We start from the raw sequence: 19,229 nt of genomic DNA on the forward strand, positions 1-19,229 counted from the left end.
TCCATCTGTCTATATTGTTTGGGGATATGATGACCAGAAAGCGAAGAAAAGCGGTTGCACCGAAAACGAGCGAGCTCGATTTTCTCCATGTCGGTGATGCGGCGATCCACAGAAAAGGATACCGCTCGGCGTACGTGCTTTCTGCGGCCATAATCCTTTGTATTTGCGCCCTGATTGCCTGGGCCCATTTCGCCATCCTTGATGAAGTCACCCGCGGCGTCGGGAAGGTGGTCTCGTCGAGACGAACACAGGTTATCCAGAATCTTGAGGGGGGGATTATTGAAGATATCCTGGTGGATGAAAATCAGCTTGTCGATGAGGGCGATGTCCTCGTGCGACTGAGCAATGTGACGGCCGTCAGCCAAGTGCAGGACGCCTACCACCAATCCCTGCAACACCGCGCCGCAATCGCTCGTCTGCAAGCAGAGGTTCAGGGAAAAGAGCCTGAATTCTCAGAAGAGTTGCTTCGGGAAGCCCCGGATATTGTCGAGGACCAGCGCGCCATCTATGAAGCGCGAAAACGGCAGTTAGAGCAGGAAGTTCGCGTTTTGCGCTCCCAATATACGCAAAAGCTCCAAGAAGTTGCCGAGATGAAAAGCCGTAAAAAGCAAATGGAGGCGAATCTTGCCGTGGCCCTGGAGCAGCGCGATATCGCAGAACCGCTGGTTAAAAAACAGATTTACCCCCGGGTAGAATTCCTCCAGCTTGAACGGGAGATTATCAGCCTGCGCGGCAACCTGGAGACATTGGAACTTTCCATTCCCCGGGCCAATAATGCGGCAATCGAAGTCCGCGAACGTCTTGAACAGCGTCGAGCCGAATTTGAGGCCGCGGCGCTGGAGGAGATGAACCGGCAGCGGGTGCAGTTCAATTCCCTTCAGGAACTGCTGACTGCAGGCGAGGATCGTGTCCAACGCACAGATGTCCGTTCCCCCGTGCGCGGTACTATTAAGCAACTTCTCGTGAACACGATCGGAGGCGTGATCCAACCCGGCGAACCCATCATGGAAATCGTTCCTGTGGATGACACCTTATTGGTCGAAGCATCGATCCGCCCGGCTGATATCGCCTTTATCCATCCAGGGCAAAAGGCGATGATCAAGGTTTCGGCGTATGACTTTTCCATCTACGGCGGTCTTGAAGGTGTGGTAGAGCAAATAAGCGCTGACACCCTGTCCAATGAAGAAGGGGAGAGTTTTTATAAGGTCAAATTGCGGACCAGAACCAATGCGTTGACGTACAGGGGCAACACTTTGCCCATCATTCCGGGTATGACGGCCACAGTAGATGTTTTAACCGGGAAAAAGTCCGTTCTCGACTATTTGCTCAAGCCGATCTTCAAGGCCAAACAAAACGCCTTGCGAGAGCGGTGAGCTTGGCGTACGGGCCTTCTCCATGGGTGCTCAGCAACAACCGCAACGGATTGTTTCACTTTTGACGCAGCATATTGTGTGGGTCCTCCTTCTTCTGGGCGTCTTGGGTCTGGCCGACACAGCCGGTGCGGCCCCAAAAACGGCGGGGCGAGTGCTGGGCGCCTTGTCCTTTCGTGGCTCCTTGAGCGCTTTGCCGCAATGGAAACGGGTCGTCCGTGAAGCTCCGCAAGAGGTGTCCCTGCTCGGAAATTGCACTGTGGGCGCTCAAGGCTGCCCTGATGCGGCCACAACCTGGCAGGCACTCCTGGAACAGGGGAACGATCTGTCTGAACGACAACAACTCCAAAAGGTGAATGCCCGACTGAACCGTTGGCCCTATCGGATGGATCCTGAAGCCTATGGGGTGTTTGATTATTGGGCGACGCCGCTGGAATTCCTCCGTCAATCCGGAGATTGCGAGGATTTCTGTATCGTCAAATATTATGCGCTACGGGAGATGGGCTTTGCGGTTGAAAGGCTCCGCATTGTCGTGGTTCGGGATACAATCCGGAATGTCACCCATGCGGTGCTCCGCGTCCAGCTTGCCGACAAGGCCGTGATCCTCGACAATTTGTCAGATCTCGTTGTGTCTCAGGACAAATATGGCCATTACCACCCTCAATATTCAGTGAATGAACACTACCGGTGGGCACATGTCATTCCGCGTCAGCATTCCCCCACCTCCCTCTCTACCTTGAGACCGCGGTGAGGCTTTTATGGGAAAAGAAACGGCCATTAAGACCAAGACCCTTAAATTGGGTATCTTTCTCCTGTTGCTTGTTCTCCTCGGCGCTATTGTCTTCATCCAATGGAGTACCGCTGAGAAAGAAGCCAGTTTGGAACAGGAATTGGAAACCCGCCTGGAGATTCTTGGCAAGGGACGGGTGGAGGTCATCTCCACGTGGCTGAGCGGGTTGGAGCGACAGGGAGATCGAGTGGTCCGTTCGGAAGTCTTCCAATTGTACGCAGCCGAAGCCGATGCCATTGAAGAGGATATTTCCCGCCTGGTCGGGGGGGCTCCACTGCAAAGTGGCAGCGATGGGCTGCAGCAATTGGCGGCCCAATTGCCGATGATGGAGACGCTACTTAAGGAATTCGTGGAGTATTCCGGTTTTCTGGCCGGACGCGTGGTCCACCGCAGCGGCAAAGCCTATGTCTCAACGCAATCTTCCATAGCTCCCCTGACTGGAAATCAAAAGGATCTGGTGACGCAGTGTCTGGAGAAAAAGCGGGGGGTGTTCGCTCCTCTGCGATTTACAGCCAGCGGCCTTGTTCTGGATATGGCCCTGCCCATTTTTCCGCCGCAACAACACAACCGGTTTGCCGAAAGCAAGCCGGTGGCGGCGTTATTGCTCAATCGTGCGGTAACGGACAAGATTTCCGAAATTCTGGCTGGAATTCCCTACACGGATCAGGGGCATCAGACGCGACTTGTCCAGACAAACAACGGTGTCCACCAGGAGATTGTTCCCTGGTTGCCCGACAGGCTGCGCCCTATTCCCTCCTTGCCCGCGGCTGAAAATCGTGAAGAGATTCCCTTTGCCGTGCGTCAGGAAATCGAAAACGGCAAACGGGTCTATTCTTTGGGTGTCAAAGTACCGGAACCGGGGTGGTGGATCATCCAGGAGCAGGATTACCGTGTCGCCCGCGCCGACCTGCACTCCTATCGGCGGACAGCCATTTTTATGACTATTCTGGGGGCCCTGCTTTTGGGCACGGCGTTTGGCGCGGTCTGGTGGCGTTTGAGCTTTGCCGAAAGTGAACGCATCCGAGCCTGGTTTCGAGATCTCAACAGCCAGTTAGAGCGTCAGCGGTCGCTTTTGAAAAGTATTTATGAAACCGCTCCGGATTTTATTGCTCTGAAAAGCGCCCAGGGAACGTATGAATACGTCAATCCGGCCATGGCTGGGGCGTTGGGGCGTGATGCCGATCAGGTGGTCGGTCAGGATGATGTGGCCCTGTTCGGGTATGATACCGGCAAACGTTTGGAACGTTCAGACCACAATGTCTACGCTCATGGGCAGGATGTCAGCGTCATCGAACAGGTCTATCTCCAATCCCAGGCACATACCCTCCAGTTTTCCAAAGCGCCTCACCGCGACAGCCAGGGGAATATCGTCGGTATTGTCTCCATCGCCAAGGATATCACTGCCATGGTGGCTGCTCAGGAGCGCCATGAGCGATTGGTGCGCAAAACCGTTGAAGCCCTGGTCCGGACCGTGGAGATGAGTGACCCCTATCTGGCGGGCCACTCCCGATTGATGGGTGCATTGGCCGTCGCTCTGGGAGATTATATGGAGGTTTCCTCTTCTGATCGGACGGCAATGGAAATGGCGGCGAATCTTTCTCAGATCGGGAAGTTGTTCATCGACGAGTCTATTTTGACCAAGACCGGGACCTTGACCGACGAGGAGCGTGAGATCATGCAGCAGCATGTCGAACATGCTGAGCGCATCCTGTGTGGGATCGATTTCGAGATGCCGGTTCTGGACCTGCTCGCCCAAATGAACGAGCATCTGGACGGCAGCGGCTACCCATCCGGGAAGATGGCAGAGGAGATTTCCTTGCCAGCCAGAATACTGGCGGTTGCCAATGCCTTTTGCGCCATGATCCGTCCCAGAGCTTACCGCCCGGCCATGCAGGTCGGCCAAGCCTTGGCTGTTTTAGAACAGCATGCCGGAACCATATACGACGGCAGAGTCTTGGAGAACTTACGGCTTGTGTTGAACACGCGTCAGGGGGAGAGGCTGCTGGAACAGGCGAAACAGGATACGTATCGCGCGGAATGCGGGATTTGAGCTGCTGGAAGGAGTGGGGGGGAGCACCGAGTGATGCGCATATGAACCTGACGTGGTTCGACTGGCTCAGGGCGAGTGGCCGCGTAAAGAAGCGTCTCTAGGGGCGACAACGTGCTCTGGCTGCAGGCCCGCAGCGGGGACGTCGAGAGTCAGGCCTGCTTTTTCTGCAGGGAGTTGAAGACTTTATCAAGCTGTTTCTTCTTGATTTTTTCAAGAAGGGTCGTGCGTTTGAGATTCAATTTTTCCGCTGCTTGTTTTTTGTTCCCATTGGTGGCGATCAGCGCTTGCAGGATAAGGCGGTCTTCAAATTCGCTGACCCGGGTATTGAAATCGGTTTCCTCTTCCATATCCGGCATGTCCGGAAGATCTTGCACAGCCGCGGAAAGGGCCTCTTCCTCCTCCTCCTCGGGGGTATGAAGCAGTTCCGGATCGGAGACGATTTGGGGCGGGAGGTCCTGGACCCTGACCACTGCTTTGCGGTGCAGGACACACAAGCGCTGGACGATATTTTTGAGTTCCCGGACATTACCCGGCCATGGATACTCCTGAAGCGCCTTGAGCGCATTGGCCGAAAACCGCTTCGGTTGTGATTGCTTGCCCCTGTTGAACAGCCGGGTGAATTTGTCGAGCAGAAGCGGTATGTCTTCAACCCGATCCCTGAGCGGCGGTATTTCTAAGGGTACCACATTGAGCCGGTAGTAGAGATCGGTGCGGAACCGGCCTTCGTTGACTGCCAGTTCAAGGTTGATATTCGTGGCGGCAATGACGCGCACATCAGCCTGGACCGGCTTCATGCCGCCGACAGGTTCGAATTCTTTTTCCTGCAGGACCCGCAGAAGCTTGGCCTGCAACTCCGGCCGCATTTCTCCGATTTCATCGAGAAACAGAGTCCCGCCGTTTGCGTGTTGGAAGCGTCCTTTCTTCGCCTGGGTCGCGCCAGTGAAAGCGCCTTTCTCATAGCCGAAGAGTTCGCTTTCCAGAAGGCTGTCCGGAATGGCCGCGCAATTGACGGGGACAAAATTGTGCCCGGCGCGTGGACTGCAGGCGTGCAGCGCCTGAGCGACCAATTCTTTACCGACCCCACTTTCCCCTTGCAGCAGGATCGTGCTCTCCCCTTCCTCGCCGATGCGATCGATGAGGTCAAAAAGTTCACGCATGACGGTGGTGTTGCCGACTATGCCGTGGAAACCATCACTTTCTCGGAGCTTTGGGGCCGGTATTTCTGATTTGCTGACGAGATGAGTGCGGGGCATTACTCGAGAAACGACGAGCTCGACCTCTTCCGGATGCAGAGGCGAAGCTATATGGGCCTGAGCCCCGGAATGCATGGCTTCAATCGTTAGTTCACGATCTCCTTCAGGCACGATGGCAATAGACAGGCTATTCTCTTTTTCCGTGTGGAAGCGATGCAGATGTCTTAAGCCGGAGGGGTTTTCCTGCTGGAGGGCGACAAGCAGCAAGTCTGGATTTTGTTCGCGCAACACCCTGTAGTGCGGCGTGGATAGAGGCATTATGGTGATTGTTCCGGGTAAGAGCTGACGCAATACTTCTTTGAGCCGATCCCCTTCGGCGTGGTTGTCGGTAATGATTAGAGTGTGCTGGGAGGAGGGTATATTCATAAAACTTGTATTCCTTCATGTAATACCAAATCCAACGACACCGCTCGATGCGGGAAGTTGTTCCTAGCTGGAGGATGCGCTCAGGTAAGGAATTCGGTTCATTAATTGCGGCAAAGGTAGGGGATTTCTTGCCTAGTTTGACAAGCTACAGTTCCATATCGGCTAAAGGGCATTGCCACTTTGCCGATAAAGGAAATGAGAGGGTGTTTGGGTTGTAATATAAATTGCCTGTCATCCTTTTTTTGGCTCGTTTCTCGGTTCCTTCAAGTGTTCCGGTTCTCTACCATAACAGGTTAGGGCATTTTTTTGAAGATAGGCATTTTTTTTCGATGGTTTTAGTGTCAGGACCTGCGCCAAATCCGGTTACCTTGGGGAAGAGGCCGTAAGTTTAACTTTGTAGGTATGCGCAGGCAAAAAAAAGCCGGGTCACCAGTTTTTCGGCAACCTAGCTTATCCTGTAAGGTTCACTATTCGTTTTTCCGTATTCTTTATATGTTGGATGCCTTAACAAGTCGAATTCAGTTGGTCAAGAAGTTCTCTTAGCAAGGAAGCCGGCGCACATAGGTGTGTTTTTACGGTCAGTTAGGTATGGTCAGAATGGCCACGCCGCCTGTGTTTTTTTGGTGTTCTCTGCCTTGCTTATCCCCCTCCCCCCTACACACACCGCTCCATAACCATCACCTGCACTTCGAACGTGTACATGTCGAGAATAAATAATGAGTTGGAATTGAGCTTGTTCACGGCGTTGTTCTAGACAGAGACAAAGCCTGAACACTACCAAGCTTTGCTCCCCATGATGTTGCACTGTGCGGCTAGCGCTGTTTTTTTAAGTGAGGATAACAATTTGATCTTGCGAGAGGATCTGCGTCGACGAGTCTTCGTGTCGGGAAGGGGTTGGCCAATATTTCGTAGGGGGGGCAGAGGGAGAAGGGTTGGTAGCCAAAGACAAACATTTGTTGTTTTTCAGAAGTGATAGCTCATTTCTGGTTTCGATGGAGCGATGAAATGAAGAAGTGTCAGAAAAATGGCTCGTCGTTTGTCTTTATCGATTGGAGCACTTTTTGCTCATGTTTGCTGGTCGCTTAAGCTGGCCCAACCTTTTTGAGTTGGTAGGGGCTAAGCCTTGAATTTAGCTCTCGAGCAGGGAATGGGGCTGGGTTGCTCGCCTTGTACTGTTTAGGCAGAGTCTCTCTTGCCCATGGATGGGGTATGGCGTGGTATTTGCATTAATGGCTCGACAATTCTATGAGCTCTCGGATCGATGCAATGGGCATCGGGCGCCCGAGGCGATAACAACCAGATATTTTTCACAAATCCAATGAGTCGGATGATTGACACATGGCCAATGAAGCGCAGCAATCGCAGACAGCCCCTTCTTCCTCGCCGTCCCTGATTCAACGCATCCAGGATTGGCCACGTAGACGCAAACTGAGTTTGCTGGTTGTGGGGCTGCTCTGTGTGGCGGTTTTTACTTTTTTGATTCTCCAGGCGCGGGTGGCTGACTACCAGTTGCTTTATGCCGATATGACGCAACAGGAAGCATCATCTGTTGTGGACTGGCTTCAGGACAGCAATGTTTCCTACCAACTGCGCGATCAGGGGAGTTCAATCTATGTCCCGGCCGGACAAGTTTATAAAACCCGTTTGGATTTGGCGGGTGATGGCTTGCCCCAGGGCCAGGGGGTGGGGTTCGAAATCTTTGACCAGCAGCGCTTTGGGGTGACTCAGTTCACACAGCAGGTGAATTACCAGCGTGCTTTGCAAGGAGAGTTGGCCCGTAGCGTAGCAACTTTAACATCGGTGCAAAGCGCCCGGGTCCATTTAGTGTTGCCGGAAAGGCAATTTCTACGGGAACAGCAGGAAAAAGCCAAAGCCTCAGTGGTCGTCGAGTTCGCTCCAGGCCAGGGACTAGATTCAAATCAGATCAAGGGGATTATCCGCTTGGTATCCGGCAGTGTGGAGGGGATGGCGGCGAATAATGTGACCGTGGTGGATTCTCAGGGCAATGTCCTCTCTGGAGGAGAAGAGGAGGATAGTGGCTCCCCCATCTCGCCGGAAAAACTCGAATACAAGCAGGCAGTCGAGGGTCAGTACGAACAAAGAGCTCAAGCGCTTCTTGATCGGGTTTTCGGGCCCAACAAGGCCCTTGTTCGAGTGACCGCGGCTATTGATTTTGTTTCCAAGCATACCACCGAGGAACTTTACGACCCAGACAGTATCGTGCCGCGTAGTGAGAAGACCTCCGAAAGCAATTCTGGAACCACTGCGAGGGAAGAAACGGAAGGGAATGCCGGGGGGCAGCGCTCCAGTGAGAGTACGGAAACAGTGAATTATGAGATAAGCCGGACAGTGAACGAAATTACTAAAACTATGGGGGGGGTAAAAAATCTCTCTGTGGCCGTTTTGGTGGGCCAGCAATTCCTTCAAAACAAGGGAAATGGCGGGGCCGCCGAAGGACATAGTGTGGAGTCTTTGCAGCGTTTAGTTTCCAGTGCCCTGGGGCTGCAGCCTGACCGAGGCGACAGTATCGAAGTGGTGGCCATGCCTGTTCAGGAACAGGCGGGGCTGTCCAGTGGCACGAGTGCGAATGCAGGGTTTTCTCTGTACGACTATCTCCCATTCGTCAAATACGGACTCATCGCTCTGGGATTTATTCTTGCCTACTTTTTGTTAGTGCGGCCTGTTTTGCAAACCTTTCGCAGCGAAGTCACTGAGCATTATAAGACTGTGGATGAATTAGAAGGAGAATATAGAGAGAAGGTCACTGATCCCACAGAACAATTACGGCAGGAGATTAACCATTCGGAGGTAACACCGGCACAAATCGTTAAGGCTTGGCTCAAAGAGAACTGAAGTAGAACGTTTTCTTTTGATTTTGGATAGATTTTTCCCATACATGCTTTCGTAGAGAGAAATATGGATTGGAGCGAGAGAACTACAACAAGCGTATCAGCGGTTATTGGGCGGTAGTATGGCCACAAAACGCATGAGTAAACGCGATTTTGATAACCTGTCCGGGGTAGAAAAGACTGCAGTTCTCCTGCTTTGTCTGGGTGAGAAAACCACCGCGGAAGTATTCAAAGAACTGTCCGATACCGAAGTGCGGCTCATTAGCCGAAGCATGATGCAGATCGATCATGTGCCGGCGGACATGGCCCGCAAAGTCCTGGACCGCTATAAGGAGTCCATGCAGGAATACGCCGGTTTTTTTGTGGACGGCGGGGATTTCATGCAAAAGGCGATTTACGGAACCGGGGATCCAGAACGTGTGGACGGCCTTCTGGAAGAGGTTATGCTCGGTTCGGAGGACAGGCCTTTGGAGACTATAGCCATGATGGATCCACGCACCATCGCCAGTTTGTTGGAAAACGAACACCCGCAGACCATAGCTCTGATCCTTTCGACCCAGAAGGCGGACCAGACCGGAGCCATTTTATCTTTTTTTTCTGAGATGATGCGGGCTGATGTTGTCTACCGTATTGCCAAGATCGACAAGGTCTCTCCGGATGTGCTCTCGCATATTGAAGAGGCCTTGCAGCGGGAGATCGGTGGTGTGGTGAATAAAGAGCAGCAGCAAGTCGGCGGTGTCGACAAGGTTGTGGACATATTGTCTCAAATCGATAAGGGCGGGGATTTTAAAATTCTGGAAAAGATTGAGTCTCAGGATCCGGATATGGCTGAGGAGATCCGTAAGAAAATGTTCACTTTTGAGGATCTGGAATCCATCGACAATCGCGGGATGCAACTCATCCTCCGTGAAGTTCGTAATGAAACACTGACCTTGGCGTTGAAGACCGCTTCGCCGCGAATCCAAGATAAGATTTACAACAATATCAGTGAACGCGCCAAGGAAATGATCCAGGACGACTTAGAAAGCATGGGGCCTGTACGCCTCTCCGAGGTGGAGTCGGCCCAGCAGAGCATTGTCCAGCAGGCTCTGCGTTTGGAAGAGGAAGGGCGTTTAGTTATCCCCGGACGCGGAGGTCAGGAAGTCCTTGTCTAGAATTCTTCGCGGAAGTGAATATCAGGCCCAGCCCCTGCAACTACGGGATTTGGATGCCTTGCCGGACGAGACGGAGGAAGGAATTTTCGAAGCTGCAGCGATGCCACAGCAGGAAAGGAAGTTTCCCTCTGATACGACTTCTTTTCGTGGAGAAAGCGGGCCCACTGAGGAATCGAAGTCGGAAACAGAATCTGGGGGCGAAAAATCTCTTCTTGCAGTGGATGTTGAGGCCGAGCGTCAGGAGGCCTATGAAATCGGGCTGGCTCATGGCCGGGAAGAGGCACACAATGAACTCCATAGCGCCACTCAATTCTTGTTGGATGCGGCCAAGAAATTCGATGGATTGCGCACTACTCTCTATGAACGTCAGAAAGACGATCTGATCAGTTTGGCCTTGGTCATCGCGAAGCAGGTCATTGGACAGGAATTGCAGACAAACGAAGAGGTGATTGTCGGAGTGGTCGAAAACGCGTTGAAGTCCGCCTTGGAGACAGACTCGCATCATATTCGAGTCCATCCCGACGATCTCGCAGTGGTCCAGGAACACAGGCCGCTTTTTCTGGCCAATGTCCACGGCCTCAAGGAGATTTCTGTGGAGGCCGACAAAAATGTCAGCCGCGGGGGGTGCGTTATCGAATCGGATATGGGCGAAGTCGATGCCTCGGTGGAAACCCGTTTGGCTGGCATAGAAGCCCAACTGCAAGGGGCGGTACGGCAATGATGATGCAATCACTTTTTGATGTCGTGCGCCAAGCTCCTGCGATGCAGGTATGGGGTAAAGTGACGAATATTGTGGGGGTTTTGGTCCAAGGCTATTGCCCGAATGTTTCCGTTGGCTCACTGTGTGAGATCGTACCTGAGGGTGGAGAAAGCCCTGTTCAAGCCGAAGTGGTTGGGTTTCGTGACGCCATGGCCTTGCTCATGCCCTTGGGGGAATTACGTGGTCTTGCCCCAGGCAACCTGATCAAGGTGTTGGATTCCAGCGCCACACTTCCTGTGGGCGAGGACATGCTCGGTCGAGTACTGGACGCCATGGGCTATCCCATTGATGGGAAGGGCCCGCTATCGTTGCCCCGATCTCGCATGATTTACGCCCAGCCTCCGGGGCCGATGGAACGGGCGCAGATCAGCGTTCCTCTGGATGTTGGTGTGAGCAGCATCAACGGATTGCTTACCTGTGGGCTGGGACAGCGCTTGGCCATCATGGCGGGCTCTGGGGTGGGCAAGAGTACACTTATGGGGATGATCGCCAGGGATTCCAAGGCTTCTATCAACGTCATCGCACTTATTGGTGAGCGGGGGCGTGAAGTTCGTGAATTTATTGAAAATGACCTGGGACCTGAAGGCCTCAAGCGTTCCGTGGTCATAGTCGCGACATCAGATCAATCACCAGTGCTGCGCATGCGTGGCGCCTTTGCGGCCACGGCTGTGGCCGAGCATTTTGCGGATCAGGGTGAAGACGTCATGTTGATTATGGACTCTGTGACTCGCTACGCCATGGCCAATAGGGAAATTGGTTTGGCTGTAGGTGAACCTCCAACTACCAAGGGATATCCACCATCTGTGTTTGCTAAGTTGCCAAAATTCTTGGAACGTGCTGGAAATTTTAAAAAAGGTGGTAGCATTACAGGACTGTATACGGTTCTGGTTGAGGGCGATGACATGAACGAACCGGTCGCGGACACGGTGCGCTCCATCTTGGACGGGCACATCGTTTTGGACCGGCGGCTGGCGAACAAAAACCATTATCCGCCCATCGATGTCCTGCAGTCCGCTAGTCGACTTATGCGCCAAGTGGTGGATGAAGAACACTTGCAATACAGTGCGCAGATCCAAAATGTTTTGGCTACGTATCGTGAATCCGAGGACTTGGTGACAATCGGGGCATACACTCCAGGGACGAATAGAGCCCTTGACGATGCCCTGAACCGAATTGAATCGGTTAATGAGTTTCTGACTCAGGACAAGGATGAGCATGTTTCTTTGGAGGAAACAAGGGCGGTAATGCAACAGGTGTGTTCTTGATAGAATTCGGTAAATTGGGCAGATGTTTAGACTCCATACAAGAGACTGTACTGTTATATGTCTGTAGAGATGAAAAGTCACCTGGGGTGGCTGGTACAGGCAATGGTGGGATGCCATATTTATTCTTGAGAGTACGGTACCAGAAATAGGAGACTATATGAGTGAATTCCGATTGCACTCTGTATGGCGGGTCCGCAAACAACGTGAAGATCAGGCCCAGCAGCATTTGGCTCAAGCTCAGCGTCTGCAACAAGAGATTTGTTCGCAGCTTGAAACCGAAAAGGACCGCTTGGCCTCATTGCATACGGATATGCACCACCTGCAAACGAAGGGAGTGGACCCTCAGACCCTGCAACTCTTTGAGCACTGCATTCAAAGCAGCCGCCAATACTGCTTGGATTTGAACCAGGATCTGGCCCGGGCCGAGGTAGTGATTCAAGAGCGTCAGGAGCATCTCTCTGCGGCATGCCGGGAGAAAAAAGTTGTCGAAAAGCTTCACGAGCGGCATCTGGAACGATGGGCTGCAGAAATGCGCCGCGCGGAAAAAAATCTGATGGACGAGATTGCCAGCGGTGTGGTGGCTCGAAAAAGAGTCGTGACAGGAGAGCAGCAATGATCTTACGAGGCGAGCGATTTGGCATGGTGGCTATAGCCGTGATCGTTGCGCTTACAATCGTGGCGGTCTCTTCAGGTTTTGCCCAAGAAGGTGCAGAGGGGCTGCCTCAGGAGCCGGAGACTGTGGAGCAGCGCCGAATCATTGCTTTGCTCCAGCAGCAGCGTGAGGAGCTTTCCGAGCGCAAGGTTCGGCTGGATGAGTGGGAAAATGAGCTAAAGATTCTGCAAAACGAGGTCGAAGAGAAGCTTGCCCGGATAAAGAAGGCCCGTGTCGCCCTGGAGGGGCTCCTGAACCAGAAAGAGCGCATTGAAGGCCAACGGGTCGCTGATTTAAGCAGTATTTATCAGCGCATGGACCCAGGCCGGGCAGCGGCTGCCTTGGATACGATGGAGCAGGATCTTGCCATCGGCATTTTGTCCCAAATGCGAAGCAAAGGCGCCGGAGAAATACTCAATGAAATGTCGAAAGAGAAGGCCGCGGAGCTAAGCCGCGCATTTACCCGACTCGACACTGCCAGCCCGCCGTAAGGCGCAGGCCCGGAGCACGATCATGAGCCAAGCACCCCCCACGACCACTATACTTCCGCATACCTCCCCCCAGCATCCTTCGACAACCTCCTCAACTCAATCTTCAGACGCTTCTGGTTTTTTGCGCCAATTGCAGACCGTGCAGGGCCAGCCCGCGACGGAAAGTTCCCGGAGCCAGGCCGGATCCTTGACATCAACTCCAGGGGCAGATGGGATACGGGGGACAGGCGCGACCGGCCGTGAAACGTCGGAAGAGGCTTCTGGTCATTCAGGAACCGTGCTGGAAAGTCTGGTGGGACAAGTGCTTGCCGGCAATCCATTTCTTCATCTCCCGCCCCAGCAGCAGGCTGCTGCTCAAGATTTGGCTTCCGCCTCCGAGGAGGGTCTTGCTTCCGCTTTGGCTGCGTTGCAGGCGACGCTTGAGGGCAAGCAAGGCACTCTTGAGACACAGGCCCTAGTCGAAGTGCAGTCGCTATTGCAGCAATTGCAGTCTTTGCAGGGCCAAACAGCACGTTTGGGGTTTGATTACACAAGCGCAGCAGCTGCGCAGCAATTGCTGGAGCAGTTGGCCCTGTTGCAACAGGGCGGTGCCAGTGGTGCAGGACAGGGCCCCGGCTCTGCTGAGGTGGCGGCCCGATTACGACAGTTGCTTGCTTCAGCCCAGTCGAGCCAAGGGGGTCCCCAAAACGGGCAGGGGGCATCGGGAACTGATGCTCGGTCTGCCGATTCCTCGCAGGCATGGGGGCAATCTGCTTCCCAGATACAATCATTTTTGAGCGGCGCCCGAGCAGAGGCGACCGCCTCTCCCGAGGCCGCTATTGTGCGGGCCCTGCAGCAGGGAATCGTGCGGGCGGAAGGGGGGCAAGAGGCGTTGAAGAATGCCCCTTGGCAGCAATTGGCCTCTTTTGCGTCTATGACCAGCGCAAACACTCAAGGTGAGCAGTCCCTGTCCGGCCTCATGCAGCAAAACGCTGAGCAGGGCTTGATGGAGCAGGGACAAAGCGGACAGCAGTTGCGGCAAGCCCTTGCGGCCATGTTGGCAGAGGGTAAACAGAAATCGCAAGCCGCAGCGCATGGAGCGCAGGATGGCGCAGGGCAGGCACGGAGCAGTTCGGGGCAAGGCGGTTCAACGCATGGCAACGGTGACAGCACGCCAAGTACTGGTTTTGGTGAACAGGCCACCCAGGCCAACCGTGTGGTCCAAACGGGGGGGGGCGGACGAGCCTATCAGGGGGCTTCCGCTTTTGAAACCCAGATTCTGGATCAGATCCGTGTGCGGGTCCAATCCGGGGCTCGGCAGGGGCAAAGTGAAATCGTGGTGCGCATGCGGCCGCCTGAACTGGGCGAAGTCCGACTCAATCTGACCTCTGAGGATGGGATTTTGCGGGCCCATCTCCACGCTCAGTCCCAGCAGGTGCACGATGTGTTGGAGCGCCATGCGCCGCAACTGCGCCAGGCCCTGGCTGAACAGGGAATTGACCTGGACGATGTGCTGGTGAGCAGCGACGACGCCGGTGGCCAAGAAAGTCAGTCCGAATGGCAGACGGCCGAGGACGGCGCTTCCAGGACTAAGGGGCAACCGGAAGCCGCCGCCAACGAAGACGATCATGACGAGCAATATAGGCAGGCGCGGGCTGCAGCGTGGGGGAGTAGAGCCGGCGCGTTGAGCCTGCGTATATAAGTCAAGGAGACCGATATGGCCGCGATTCCAAGTGTTAATAGTTCGCTAGCTGCGCAGTCCGTTCAGAGTCCGGAGCGTACTGGGTCCCAAGATGATTCCCTGGGCAAGATGGATTTCCTCAATCTGCTGGTCACCCAACTGGAGAACCAGGATCCAATGAATCCTTCTGACCCTACGGAAATGACCGCGCAGTTGGCCCAGTTCAGCTCACTGGAGCAATTGACGAATATCAGCGAGTCCATGGAAGGACTGGACGCCATGAAGACGGCCTATGAGCAAAACGCGGCCCTGTCCATGCTGGGCAGAAATGTCCAGTTGGAGGGCAACACCTTCACGTTTCAGAACGAGCCGGTGCAATTGGGCTACAATCTTGAGCGAGCCGCAGAAAGCGTTGAAATCCAAATTATGGACGCCAGCGGCAAAACAGTGGATACCATCAAGGGATTGCAAGGGACAGTGGGCGAACACACTGTCCAATGGGACGGCACGGATGCCGACGGTAAGAGTGTCCCGGCAGGCGAATACCAATTCGTGGTCGGGGCCCAGGACGCGGGGGGCAATGTGTTGCAGCCCACCCCGCAGGTGATGGCTAAAGTGCAGGGCGTGGATTACGGCTCCGGCGGGCAAAAGTTGCTCACCTCCGCCGGGAGTATCGCCCTTGCGGATATTGGCAACGTAACGCAAGCGACGTCCCAGTAAGGAGGAAGGAATATGGGTTTGCAAGGAGCTTTGTATACCGGCGTGAGCGCCCTGGGCGCCACGGGCGAGGCCATGAATGTCATCGGCAACAACCTCGCCAATAGTAACACCACCGCGTTCAAGGCCAGCCGGACGCTGTTCTCTGATCTTTTGGCCAGCGATGTCTCCTCGTCCAGCGGCACTTCCCAGGTGGGCACGGGTGTCGGGCTGGCCAGCGTGGACACGGTCTTTTCCCAGGGCGGCTTCAACCCCACGGAATCGAGTACGGACTTGGCCATCGAGGGAGAGGGGTTTTTCAAGGTCAGCGATCCCAATACTGGAGCGGACGCTTACACCCGGGCCGGGGGATTCAATTTCAACGACGAGGGCTTCCTGGTCAATCCCCAGGGCTATCGGGTGCAGGGCTATGATGTGGATGGCGACGGCAACACTGTGGGTAACCTCAAAGATATCTATACGGATTTGAGTGGATCGGTCCCGGCGCAAGAAACAGGTAGGGCTTCATTAAGTACGAATCTGAATGCGTCAGCTGAAGTTGGCGCATCTTTTGATATAAATGATCCCGCTGGGACATCAAATTTTTCTACATCGATTAATGTGTATGATTCTCTTGGGACATCGCATTTAGCAAACGTGTATTTTACAAAAGCTGGAAGCAATGCCTGGAATTATCATGTTACTGCCGATGTTGGTGGCACAAATACGGTACTTAAAAGTCATCAAATAAAATTTACTAGTACAGGATATCTCAAAGAGGTTGATGGGAACTCTTATATGAACGAAAAAGGGGAAATCCCTGCTGGGCAGGAAGGGAATAATGTTATAACTGTGAAAAATACTGGGAATCCTATTAATTGGGGCAATGGGTCTGATGGCCACGTCTTTGATGTGGAATTCAACCTTTCCCAATACGCCGGGCAATCCGAACTCGTGTCCAAGCAACAGGACGGATTCAGCTCCGGAGCTTTAAACGGCATTGAAGTGGACCAGGAAGGCATGGTTATCGGCAGCTATTCCAACGGCGAGAGTAAAGATTTGGCCAAGCTCGGCCTGGCCAAGTTCGCCAACAACAACGGCCTGGCCCAGGTGGGCAACAGCCTGTTCGAGGCCACCAATGCCTCCGGCCTGCCGGCCATCGGCACCCCCGGCGCCGGGGTGGGCACTATCCGCTCCAACGCCTTGGAGCAGTCCACGGTGGATATCGCCAAGCAGTTCACGGACATGATCACCACCCAGCGCGCCTACCAGGCCAACTCCCGGACCATCACCACTACGGACGATATGCTCCAGGAAGTGGTCAATCTGAAGCGCTAAGCTTGTCAATTTCCTGACTTGCTTTTGAGCCGGCCTGTCGAAGGCCGGCTTTTTTGCGTTCAAGGTGATTGAAGTGCCCTTCCGACATCAGAGCAGTGGACAATAGTCAGAATTTTGGCAGTGCGCATGTGTCGCGTTGAAGCGCATTTCCAGTGGCTTCAGTGGCCAAGGGGAAGGGCTGAAAGAGCGAGATATGTAGGAGGCAAAAGCGGTCGGACTCAATGGGGAGCAGACGCACCGCGAGAGTGCGACCCCTATATTTAGGCTCTGCAGGGAGGCGTTCGCTTACCGTCATCGTGTTGGAGGTGCTAGCGGGAAATCACGGCGCTGGCATAATTTATGCTATAAGACCCAGTAAAACTGTTTCGGGAACGTACATGAAAACCCTGGATCTAGCGACTTTTCTTGGCATCATCGGCGCCTTCGGCCTGATGGGGTATGCCATCATGTCCGGTAGCGGCCTGGAAGTCTTCATTGATTACCAGGCGCTTTTTGTTGTCACCGGCGGAACTTTTGGCGCCCTGCTGGTGCACTATCCGCTACGAGATGTGGCCAACGCATTTTCTGTGGGCAAAAACGCCTTTTTGTACCGCGAAGCCGCCCCCAACGAAGTTATGGCCATGCTGCTGGATTATGCCACTCGGGCCCGCAAAGAGGGACTCTTAGCCCTTGAGCAGGCCACCAACGAGGCCTCTGACAATTTTTTGGCCAAAGGATTGCAAATGGCTGCCGACGGCTACGAGCCGGATGTGCTCCGCGATACCCTGGATCGGGAAATTGAGTATATTGAGGATCGCCACGAAAAGGGTGCAGAAATTTTCTCTTCGCTGGGCATGTACGCCCCGGCGATGGGCATGGTCGGAACCCTCATCGGTTTGGTGCAGATGCTGCAGACCTTGGAGGATCCATCAACTATCGGCCCAGCCATGGCCATGGCCCTTTTGACTACATTGTACGGCTCCGTCATGGCCAACGTCATCTTCATCCCTATGTCCGGGAAGCTTAAAAATAAATCCAAAGCGGAGGTGCTCAAAAAATCCTTGGTACTCGAGGGGATGAAATCAATTTTATTAGGCGAGAATCCGCGGATTATGGAACAAAAACTTCATGCCTTCTTGGCGCCCAAACAGCGGGAGAGCGCTTCGAATAAGCGAAAACGCTAAGGCGGATTGGAAAAATGGCTCGAAAAAAGAAAAAAAACGGCGGAGGCGGCGGAAGTCCGGCCTGGATGGTCACCTACAGTGATATGGTGACGCTGTTGCTGACGTTTTTTGTTCTTTTGCTCTCCATGGCGGATATCAACCAGATTAAGTTTACCAAGGCCATCGGCTCTCTCCGAGGAGCCCTCGGGGTTCTGGACAGCAAGGAGTATGAAGACGTGCTGCCGCTGGACCTCATGGCTCAGCAAAATAATCTGAACGAGTCCTTGCAACGCGTGTATCAAAATATCAAAAACCGTATCGACAACTTAGAAGTCAACGAAAACATCAAGTTGGTTAAAGACCGTGGAGCGGTGGTATTGCGTTTGAATGACTCGTTACTTTTCGACTCCGGGGAGACTGCCCTGAAGCCGCGCGCCGCTCCCTTGCTTCGCGAGGTTGCTCAATTGGTGCGTCCCCTGCATCTTGACATGCGCGTAGAGGGACACACCGATAATGTCCCCGTTTCTCGGCCCGGGATCTCCAATTGGGACATTTCCATTGAACGGGCGGTCTCTGTGGTCAAATTCCTCACCAGCCGTGATTTACTGCCCCCCAGTCGACTTTCCGCAGCCGGGTACGGAGACCAGCGTCCTCTCGTGCGCAATGATTCTCCTGAGAACCGGGCTAAGAATCGGCGGGTGGATTTTTATCTGGAGCAGGACGAACATTATCGGGAGCAACTGCCGTATCTGATCGATTCCCGCGAACAATACCCCTTTTAGCTGCATGTAGTTCAGAGGCTCAATATTCTGGAAGCATCATTCTTTTAGCGACAATAAAACCGGACCATTGACCGAAATACCTACACGAAGGACCCATACATGGCGAAAAAAGATGAGAACGCTGCAAAACAGGGTGCAAAAGGCGATCGAAAGTTCAAGCTTTTGCTGATTGTGGCCAGTGTTTTCCTGCTCGCAGCTATAGGGGCGGGAGGCTATTACATCGGCACCCAATGGGGAAGTGAGAGTGAAGCGGCACAGGAAAACACTCCTTCTTCCGAAAGCGTTTCGTTTGACAGCAAGGGAGAACTTGGCCCCCTTGTGGAAATGGATGACTTCTTAGTCAATATCGCTGATGGAGAGCAGACTCGATATCTGAAGGCGAGCATTACAGTGGAGGCGACAGACAAGAAGAGTCAGGACGAGCTCAATAAACGTATTCCTCAGATCCGCGATGTGATCATTTTTCACCTGGGGACGAAAACCTTTGATCAAGTTCGTGACTTGCAGGGCAAGAAACAATTGCGGGCAGAATTGACCAAGCGACTGAACGGTATTGTCGACCAGCGGCTTGTGCAACGCATTTTTTTCACGGAATTTGTGGTCCAATAGGA

16 protein-coding genes are annotated in these 19,229 nt (G+C 53.8%); 15 read left to right on the top strand and 1 reads right to left on the bottom strand.

Translation table 11 applies throughout. From position 1 onward, the window contains the following. Positions 1-29: 29 nt before the first annotated feature. The 3 genes from DRET_RS02835 to DRET_RS02845 are packed head-to-tail and all read left to right on the top strand — an operon-like array spanning position 30 to position 4,210. A complete protein-coding gene (locus DRET_RS02835; protein WP_015751020.1) occupies positions 30-1,373 on the top strand; it encodes an HlyD family type I secretion periplasmic adaptor subunit in 1,344 nt (447 codons plus the stop codon). Positions 1,374-1,395: 22 nt separating this feature from the next. Continuing rightward, positions 1,396-2,121 carry a transglutaminase-like cysteine peptidase gene (locus DRET_RS02840; protein WP_015751021.1) on the top strand — a complete coding sequence of 242 codons (726 nt, stop codon included), beginning with the start codon at positions 1,396-1,398 and terminating at the stop codon, positions 2,119-2,121. A 7-nt stretch (positions 2,122-2,128) separates the two neighbouring features. Continuing rightward, positions 2,129-4,210, top strand: coding sequence for an HD domain-containing phosphohydrolase (locus DRET_RS02845; protein WP_015751022.1), 2,082 nt, complete (start codon positions 2,129-2,131; stop codon positions 4,208-4,210). A gap of 149 nt (positions 4,211-4,359) precedes the next feature. Here the strand turns inward: DRET_RS02845 and DRET_RS02850 are convergent, their stop codons facing one another. Beyond that, positions 4,360-5,829, bottom strand: coding sequence for a sigma-54 dependent transcriptional regulator (locus DRET_RS02850; protein ID WP_015751023.1), 1,470 nt, complete (start codon positions 5,827-5,829; stop codon positions 4,360-4,362). Positions 5,830-7,167: 1,338 nt separating this feature from the next. Between DRET_RS02850 and fliF the strand changes: the two genes are divergently transcribed. From fliF to DRET_RS02910, 12 genes are all read left to right on the top strand, one after another. Further along, positions 7,168-8,682: a flagellar basal-body MS-ring/collar protein FliF gene (gene fliF / locus DRET_RS02855; RefSeq protein WP_015751024.1), complete on the top strand. Its 1,515-nt coding sequence runs from the start codon at positions 7,168-7,170 to the stop codon at positions 8,680-8,682. 133 nt (positions 8,683-8,815) lie between these two features. After that, entirely contained in the window at positions 8,816-9,832 is a 1,017-nt protein-coding gene (fliG, locus tag DRET_RS02860; RefSeq protein ID WP_148214003.1) for a flagellar motor switch protein FliG, read from the top strand. Then, entirely contained in the window at positions 9,825-10,553 is a 729-nt protein-coding gene (locus tag DRET_RS02865; protein WP_015751026.1) for a FliH/SctL family protein, read from the top strand. The genes fliG and DRET_RS02865 overlap by 8 nt, the downstream gene beginning before the upstream one ends. Further along, positions 10,550-11,857 (top strand): FliI/YscN family ATPase, encoded by a 1,308-nt coding sequence (locus DRET_RS02870; protein ID WP_015751027.1) that lies wholly within the window; start codon positions 10,550-10,552, stop codon positions 11,855-11,857. The genes DRET_RS02865 and DRET_RS02870 overlap by 4 nt, the downstream gene beginning before the upstream one ends. Before the next feature lie 157 nt (positions 11,858-12,014). After that, complete coding sequence (gene fliJ, locus DRET_RS02875) at positions 12,015-12,473, top strand: flagellar export protein FliJ (RefSeq protein ID WP_015751028.1); 459 nt, start codon at positions 12,015-12,017, stop codon at positions 12,471-12,473. After that, a complete protein-coding gene (locus DRET_RS02880) occupies positions 12,470-13,000 on the top strand; it encodes a MotE family protein (protein WP_015751029.1) in 531 nt (176 codons plus the stop codon). The genes fliJ and DRET_RS02880 overlap by 4 nt, the downstream gene beginning before the upstream one ends. Before the next feature lie 292 nt (positions 13,001-13,292). Continuing rightward, positions 13,293-14,681 (top strand): flagellar hook-length control protein FliK, encoded by a 1,389-nt coding sequence (locus DRET_RS02885; RefSeq protein WP_167317784.1) that lies wholly within the window; start codon positions 13,293-13,295, stop codon positions 14,679-14,681. A 15-nt stretch (positions 14,682-14,696) separates the two neighbouring features. After that, positions 14,697-15,380 (top strand): flagellar hook assembly protein FlgD, encoded by a 684-nt coding sequence (locus DRET_RS02890; RefSeq protein ID WP_015751031.1) that lies wholly within the window; start codon positions 14,697-14,699, stop codon positions 15,378-15,380. A 12-nt stretch (positions 15,381-15,392) separates the two neighbouring features. Next, complete coding sequence (locus DRET_RS02895; RefSeq protein ID WP_015751032.1) at positions 15,393-16,694, top strand: flagellar hook protein FlgE; 1,302 nt, start codon at positions 15,393-15,395, stop codon at positions 16,692-16,694. 377 nt (positions 16,695-17,071) lie between these two features. Beyond that, on the top strand, positions 17,072-17,857 hold the full coding sequence (locus tag DRET_RS02900; protein ID WP_015751033.1) for a motility protein A: 786 nt from the start codon (positions 17,072-17,074) through the stop codon (positions 17,855-17,857). A 14-nt stretch (positions 17,858-17,871) separates the two neighbouring features. Then, positions 17,872-18,618, top strand: coding sequence for an OmpA/MotB family protein (locus DRET_RS02905; RefSeq protein ID WP_015751034.1), 747 nt, complete (start codon positions 17,872-17,874; stop codon positions 18,616-18,618). 99 nt (positions 18,619-18,717) lie between these two features. Beyond that, positions 18,718-19,227 carry a flagellar basal body-associated FliL family protein gene (locus DRET_RS02910; protein WP_015751035.1) on the top strand — a complete coding sequence of 170 codons (510 nt, stop codon included), beginning with the start codon at positions 18,718-18,720 and terminating at the stop codon, positions 19,225-19,227. Positions 19,228-19,229: the final 2 nt, after the last annotated feature.

The organism is Desulfohalobium retbaense DSM 5692 (assembly GCF_000024325.1).
Classification (GTDB): Bacteria; Desulfobacterota; Desulfovibrionia; order Desulfovibrionales; family Desulfohalobiaceae; genus Desulfohalobium; species Desulfohalobium retbaense.

Bases quoted from the DNA above. Each gene is read 5' to 3' on its own strand.
- DRET_RS02835 (WP_015751020.1), top strand. From the start codon at position 30: ATGACCAGAAAGCGAAGAAAAGCGGTTGCACCGAAAACGAGCGAGCTC.
- DRET_RS02840 (WP_015751021.1), top strand. From the start codon at position 1,396: ATGGGTGCTCAGCAACAACCGCAACGGATTGTTTCACTTTTGACGCAG.
- DRET_RS02845 (WP_015751022.1), top strand. From the start codon at position 2,129: ATGGGAAAAGAAACGGCCATTAAGACCAAGACCCTTAAATTGGGTATC.
- DRET_RS02850 (WP_015751023.1), bottom strand. From the start codon at position 5,829: ATGAATATACCCTCCTCCCAGCACACTCTAATCATTACCGACAACCAC.
- fliF (WP_015751024.1), top strand. From the start codon at position 7,168: ATGGCCAATGAAGCGCAGCAATCGCAGACAGCCCCTTCTTCCTCGCCG.
- fliG (WP_148214003.1), top strand. From the start codon at position 8,816: ATGAGTAAACGCGATTTTGATAACCTGTCCGGGGTAGAAAAGACTGCA.
- DRET_RS02870 (WP_015751027.1), top strand. From the start codon at position 10,550: ATGATGATGCAATCACTTTTTGATGTCGTGCGCCAAGCTCCTGCGATG.
- fliJ (WP_015751028.1), top strand. From the start codon at position 12,015: ATGAGTGAATTCCGATTGCACTCTGTATGGCGGGTCCGCAAACAACGT.
- DRET_RS02880 (WP_015751029.1), top strand. From the start codon at position 12,470: ATGATCTTACGAGGCGAGCGATTTGGCATGGTGGCTATAGCCGTGATC.
- DRET_RS02890 (WP_015751031.1), top strand. From the start codon at position 14,697: ATGGCCGCGATTCCAAGTGTTAATAGTTCGCTAGCTGCGCAGTCCGTT.
- DRET_RS02895 (WP_015751032.1), top strand. From the start codon at position 15,393: ATGGGTTTGCAAGGAGCTTTGTATACCGGCGTGAGCGCCCTGGGCGCC.
- DRET_RS02900 (WP_015751033.1), top strand. From the start codon at position 17,072: ATGAAAACCCTGGATCTAGCGACTTTTCTTGGCATCATCGGCGCCTTC.
- DRET_RS02905 (WP_015751034.1), top strand. From the start codon at position 17,872: ATGGCTCGAAAAAAGAAAAAAAACGGCGGAGGCGGCGGAAGTCCGGCC.
- DRET_RS02910 (WP_015751035.1), top strand. From the start codon at position 18,718: ATGGCGAAAAAAGATGAGAACGCTGCAAAACAGGGTGCAAAAGGCGAT.